General features: G+C 35.8%; 5 protein-coding genes. 4 read left to right on the forward strand and 1 reads right to left on the reverse strand.

Annotation, left to right across the window (positions count from 1 at the left end; all coding sequences use genetic code 11):
• Positions 1 to 223: 223 nt before the first annotated feature.
• Positions 224 to 1,450 (reverse strand): hypothetical protein, encoded by a 1,227-nt coding sequence (locus N2259_02180; protein MCX7779027.1) that lies wholly within the window; start codon positions 1,448 to 1,450, stop codon positions 224 to 226.
• An 869-nt stretch (positions 1,451 to 2,319) separates the two neighbouring features.
• Between N2259_02180 and N2259_02185 the strand changes: the two genes are divergently transcribed.
• From N2259_02185 to N2259_02200, 4 genes are all read left to right on the forward strand, one after another.
• Positions 2,320 to 4,434: a DNA translocase FtsK gene (locus tag N2259_02185; protein MCX7779028.1), complete on the forward strand. Its 2,115-nt coding sequence runs from the start codon at positions 2,320 to 2,322 to the stop codon at positions 4,432 to 4,434.
• A 13-nt stretch (positions 4,435 to 4,447) separates the two neighbouring features.
• Positions 4,448 to 4,906, forward strand: a complete 459-nt coding sequence (locus N2259_02190; protein MCX7779029.1) for a hypothetical protein — start codon at positions 4,448 to 4,450, stop codon at positions 4,904 to 4,906.
• A gap of 126 nt (positions 4,907 to 5,032) precedes the next feature.
• A complete protein-coding gene (locus tag N2259_02195) occupies positions 5,033 to 5,308 on the forward strand; it encodes an HU family DNA-binding protein (GenBank protein MCX7779030.1) in 276 nt (91 codons plus the stop codon).
• A 98-nt stretch (positions 5,309 to 5,406) separates the two neighbouring features.
• On the forward strand, positions 5,407 to 6,168 hold a 762-nt coding region (locus N2259_02200; protein MCX7779031.1), incomplete at its 3' end, for a 7-cyano-7-deazaguanine synthase.

The raw sequence follows: 6,168 nt of genomic DNA on the forward strand, positions 1-6,168 counted from the left end.
ATATTATCTGGTTAAATTATCTCAAATTTTTTCAATTTTATCAAGATTTTAATCGATTTTTTTATTTTTTAATGAATAAAGGAAATTTTTATCTCCTCTTTCAAAACCACTAAAATTCTAATGATTTTGAAAGAAGAGAGGAGGTTTTGAAAACCCTTTTTATTTTTTCCCCAAAGACCCCCTCGAAACTTTGGGGAAAAAAATTATAGAATCTCTTACTCAGTTACTCAGTTGAGGTTGAAGTCGTCATCAGCTTCATACTGATGACCTTTCGAAAAGCGGCGTTCGTAAGCATCTCCTCCAGTTGGGCATGTTCAAGAATTTTCTTAATAGTTATACAACCCTTAGAAGAATCTAATGGTAATTTGTACTTTTTTATGAATTCCTCGCTCGCCACACGGCAGTTTCCTGCCGCCACCGAATCTTCCACGGAAACTGTCACATCGGGGTTATTTTTCATAAGTTCCCTGAGCACGTCCTCCTGTATGTAATACGAAAGGTCCAGGGCGGCCTTTCGAATAATCTTTGATTTAAAGTATTTTTTCCACTCTTCGATTGGTTTTGAAAACCACTCGATAAGAGGGAAATTTTCTTCATAATCTACATATTCGGAAAGTCGAGGGTGAACATATTTGCCGCCGTTAACATCTCGTCGGCGGCTTTCGATAAACGCCTCAATTTTTATTCCGGTCCGACGCCAAAATAGCCCCTCGCCTTCACCATACCACCCCTCTATTAATTCTCCTCTTACCGTTCGAGGATCCTGTTCCCACTTTCGATCGAAAAATCCCGCGGCGTTTAAATGGAGAAAAACCCCATCTACTTCTTTCAAATTCGCTTTTGTAGCAAGTAGTGTTTTCCGTTCGAAAGATATGTTTATGCTTTCTATATCGGAAGTAAAACGAAAACCTGAGATTCCCGGTCGATATCTGTTGGGATTGTATAAATAGAAAATAGACTCTCTCTCTGTTCCCCACTCGTCGAAGTGAATTTGTTTTACCTCTCGGCTTTTTTCTTTTATTTTATCCCAGGCAAGTAGAACATCCATTATTTCATCTGCTTGATGAGACATGTAGGCGACAAGACTGCCGTCAGTCAGAATAATCGGTTGGTGGTCATAATCCCAATCCATAGGGAAAAATCCTTGGATTTTTTTTCCCTCTTTTGAAACGTGAACTAATTTGCCTTTCTGTCCGAAGCGGTGGTACCAACCGAATAGGACGATCTCCGGCCGAGACGGTATCCAGCCGGCATAATGGAGGCCAGAACGTGACCTGTAGTACATTCTGCCTCCCAAAATTTTGTGTACTTCTTCGTCATAGACGAAGAATTTTCCCGTGGGAATATGAAAAATTACATCACATTCCCACTTTAGATTTTCTCTCCCTCCGGTTAATATTATTTTTTTCATTTCTCCCTCCGTTTTCCTCTTCCTACTTGTTCCGGCCAAAATGGTCCGGCGCGTTCTCCTCCCCGCTACAAATGGGGAAAGAACTCAGAAGAGTTGACGACAAAAGAGGGTTTTGCCGTCAGTCAAAATCTCTTCTTTAAGAAAAGAGCTTAACTGACAGCAAAACCATGATTGTCAAAGAACAATTCTCATCAGGAGAATTCTCTTCAGGAAGAGGACTCTTCAAAGAATTTCCTCTCTCCTCATCGACTCTCTCTTCATTGACTCTCTCCTCCTGAAGAGCCTTTCTCATGATGAGAGTGCTTTCGGGACTCTCTTGGCGTTGGCCTAGAACAGAGGGCTACTCCGCCTTTCAGCGAATTCGCCACTTCACCTTTCTAGGACGGGCAAAGGGTTGTTTTCCTTGCCTGGCGATTTTTTTGTTAAGGGGAAAACCGCCTTAACCAATGCCACCGAACAACCTTAATTTTTTAATGAACTCTCTCCTCTTTTAAGGAGAAAGGGATTGGGGAGGATTTTAGGGCTCCATCTCGGAACTATTTCCTTTTAATAAAAATCACTCATCGAGAAGATGAGTATATAATTTACTCTCTCCTCAACCCTTTTCTCCTTCCCTCTTTTCAGAGGGTGGAAAGGTTATTTTTAAAGAACTCTCTCCTCACTGTCAATGATATCATAACAGATGTTTCAATTTTGTCAAGTCTTTTTGAAGCTACTTATCCACAGACTTTTTATTGATTGATTTTATTAAGCCAGTTTTTGACTTTTATTTAAGGCATTTTAAAGAACCTTTCTATTTCTCTTTTTAACGATAGCATATTCTCAAATTTTGTCAAGTTTATTTGGCCACAACTATTTTAAATTTTCTTGCTTTTGTCAAGATTTGTGGTAAAATAGATAAATCTTATATGCCTAAAAATAATAAAGAAAAGCAAGAAAACCTTTTTTCTGAAAAACATCGAGAGACTTTTAAGGCAATTTTTTCTTTTGCCTTAGCCATTATCTTATTTTTAGCCCTTTTTGATTTAGCTGGCTTGGCTGGTCATTATCTGGCTTTAGTTCTGAAAATTATTTTCGGTAAAACAGCTTTTAGCTTTCCCCTTCTCTTGTTATTAATGAGTTGGCTTTTTTTCAATAAAGAAATTTTGCTGAAAGCAAAAAAAAGAATTATTCTTGGCCTGTTTCTTGTTTTGATTATCGTTTCCTCTTTCTTTTCTCTTTTCGAAAAAGCTGAATTTAAAAATTTAGAAAAAATCAAGACAACAGGCGGTTATTTAGGGACGGGACTGATTTTTCTTTTAGAAAAAATTTTTGCTTTTTGGGGAAGCTTTGTTATTTTATTAGCTTTGGCAAGTTTTGCCCTTTTTTTAATTTTAGAAGAACCCTTTAAAAGTAAAATTAATTTTATTTTTTCTCGCCTTGCTCTTTTTGGTTTGAAAATGGCAATTTTATTAAGACACTTTTTGAAGAAAATTTTTGCTCGGAAGGAAAAGCCACTTGAATTTAGAAAAAAAGAAATTGAAGAAGAATTAATTGAAGAAAAAGATTATGGAGTGATTGAGGCTAAAGAGGAAAAGAAATTTAAAATTTTAAAGCCTTTGATGAGTAAAAAAGTTGTTCGTCAGAAAATAGAATTACCTTTAGATTTACTTTCTTACCATGAGAAAAAAGCCGAAGCCCGTGATATTGAAGAGGGAAAGTATATTATCAAGAAAACTCTAGAAAATTTTGGTATTGAGGTAGAAATGGGTGAGGTTAAGGTAGGGCCAACAGTGACTCAATATACTCTCCGACCGCACGAGGGAATTAAACTTTCACAAATTACTTCTTTGGCTAATGATTTGGCTTTGGCTTTAGCCGCTCATCCTATTCGCATTGAAGCACCAATTCCAGGCAAGTCTTTGGTTGGTATCGAGGTGCCGAACCGAAAAGTGGCTATTGTTTCTTTAAGAGAAATTTTAGAATCAGAGGCTTTTAAAAAAAGAGCCTCCAACCTAACTGTTGCCCTTGGGCAAGATGTGGCTGGTCATATTTGGTTAGCTGATTTAGGTAAGATGCCCCACCTTTTGATTTCTGGTGCGACCGGTTCAGGAAAAACAGTAATGATTAACACTATTATTACTACCCTTCTTTATGAAAATTCACCAGAAGAACTTCGTTTTATTTTAATCGATCCTAAAAGAGTTGAATTGGTTTTATACAATGATATTCCTCACCTTCTTTGTCCGGTCATTACTAAGGTTGAGGAGACAATTAGTGCTTTAAAATGGGCAATTAGTGAAATGGAAAGAAGATTTGATCTTTTTGCCCAAAACAAATCTCGTGATATTGAATCGCATAATAAAGAAGCTAAGGAAAAAGTGCCCTATATTATCATTATTATTGATGAATTGGCTGATTTAATGGTGGCAGCGGCGAAAGAAATAGAATCTTCAATCATTCGTCTTGCGCAAATGGCACGGGCAACTGGTATTCACTTAATTTTAGCTACTCAAAGACCATCTGTTGATATTATTACCGGTTTAATTAAAGCTAACATTACCTCAAGAATTGCCTTCTCGGTCGCCTCAATGACAGATTCGCGGACAATTTTGGATTTTTCTGGAGCAGAAAAACTTTTGGGCCGGGGAGATTTGCTTTTTATTTCACCCCAACTTTCCAAGCCGAAAAGATTACAAGGGGCTTATGTTTCTGACGAAGAAATTAAAAGAGTGGTTGAATTTTTAAGAAATAAGGCTGAGCCAGAATATCTAGAAGAAATTATTAATTTTCAGCCCAGTGAAATAAAAAAAGATGAATTTTTTGAGGGTGAAGACGAGCTTTTGTCAGAGGCTAGAGAAGTGGTGATGAAAGCTGGTCGGGCTTCTGCCACATTATTACAGAGATATTTAAGAATCGGTTATGCCCGAGCAGCTCGACTTTTAGATTTATTAGAACAAGAAGGGACGATTGGTCCGCCAGACGGGGCTCGGCCACGTCAGGTCTTTAAAAAAGAAGAAAATCAAGAGACAGAAAATCTTTAAATAGAGAAAAACGATGTCATTTATTTATCGAAAAATTCAAGAAAAATCAACTCCCTTTTTAAAAGAAAAACTTTTGAATAAAAAACCCAATCCGCGTCTTTTCTTTGGTCCAGAAATTATTTGGCAGAACAAAGGGAAAATTATTTTAGCCAGATATTTCTCTCCCTGGTTGATTGTTTTTTTAATCATTGTTGTTTACTTATTTTTTAGCCTCAAAAGTCTTTTTTCGCCCCCAGAGATTATTGTTTATTTACCTGAAGATAATTATCTGACACACGAAAAAATGATTAAAATTAAAGGCCGGATTAAGGGCGAGGCGATCGTTACTATTAATGATCAAATCGTTACTTTAAATCAAAACTCTTTTGAAGAAACTTTAATGCTTTCGCCTGGCATAAATCTGATTAAAATCTCAGCCCGCAAGAAATTTAGTCCAGAAAAAGTGGTTTTTCGACGAATTATTGTTGAATAAATTTATCCACAGTCAACTTGACTTTTTTCTTTATTTTGCTAATCTTTTTCTCTGATCAATAAAAGGTCGATTTTAAGCCATTTTTAACTTAGCCTATAAAAATTAGGCAAATAAGCGAAAAAATTTATGAATAAAGCGGAATTAGTGCAAAAATTAATGGAAAAAGCCGGTGGTTGCTCTCGAGCTGAAGCAGAAAGATATTTAGATTCTTTTGTTGAAATTGTTACTGATGCCTTAAAATCAGGCGATGAGGTGGCTATTTCTGGTTTTGGTACTTTTTCTGTGAAGACACGAGCTGCTCGTCAGGGCGTTAATCCTAAAACGGGTGAAAAAATTCAGATTCCCTCGATGAAAAGACCAAAATTTAAAGCCGGCAAGACTTTAAAAGATGCCTTAAAGTAGAAATAGGAATTTTTTAATTTTAAAAAATCTCTGACAAAATCCCGATTCTCTGAAAAATATATTGGGATCGGGATTTTGTATTGAAAAAAATTATATAAATGATGAACTGTTATAAAAAATATAAAAAATCAAAAAATCCGAATGATAAAATGCGAAAAAATAAAAATAATAAAAGAGTCATTGTTGGCTTAAGTGGCGGTATTGATTCGTCTGTGGCTCTTATTTTATTAAAAAAACAAGGTTATCAGCCGATAGGTGTCTCTTTAAAATTTTCAACTTGGCCAAATCAAGAAAACCTCTCTCGAAAGAATTTGTGTCGCTCTCAAGACCCCTTTCATTTAGTGAGAAAGTTGTGTCAGAATTTAAAAGTGCCTTATCATTTAATTGATTGCCAAAAAGAATTTGAAAAAATTGTTATTAAATATTTTATTAAAGAATGGAAAAATGGGCGGACACCCAACCCTTGTATTATTTGTAATCAAAAATTAAAATTTCCGAAATTATTTGAATTGGCAAAAAGGTTTCAGGCAGGTTGTGTGGCAACTGGACACTATGCCCGCCTACGGCGAGGACCTTCAATATCTAATTATCAAGTTTCAAACAAATCTCATGGTTCAAACATTCAACTATTGAAAGCGACGGACGAAAATAAAGACCAGAGTTATTTTTTATACACCTTGAAACAAAACCAATTAGCTAAATTAATTTTCCCCCTCGGTAATATAACAAAGGATAAGGTAAGGAAAATTGCGGAAAAAGAGAAAATCTGCTATCTTAAAAGAGAAAGCCAAGATTTTTGTTTTCTTGTCAATCAATCACTTTTTGATTTTTTAAAAATAAAAATTGGCCAAAGACCCGGG

Source organism: Patescibacteria group bacterium (assembly GCA_026417895.1).
Taxonomy (GTDB): Bacteria; Patescibacteriota; Patescibacteriia; order UBA2591; family CALHIP01; genus CALHIP01.

Bases quoted from the DNA above. Each gene is read 5' to 3' on its own strand.
- N2259_02185 (MCX7779028.1), top strand. From the start codon at position 2,320: ATGCCTAAAAATAATAAAGAAAAGCAAGAAAACCTTTTTTCTGAAAAA.
- N2259_02190 (MCX7779029.1), top strand. From the start codon at position 4,448: ATGTCATTTATTTATCGAAAAATTCAAGAAAAATCAACTCCCTTTTTA.
- N2259_02195 (MCX7779030.1), top strand. From the start codon at position 5,033: ATGAATAAAGCGGAATTAGTGCAAAAATTAATGGAAAAAGCCGGTGGT.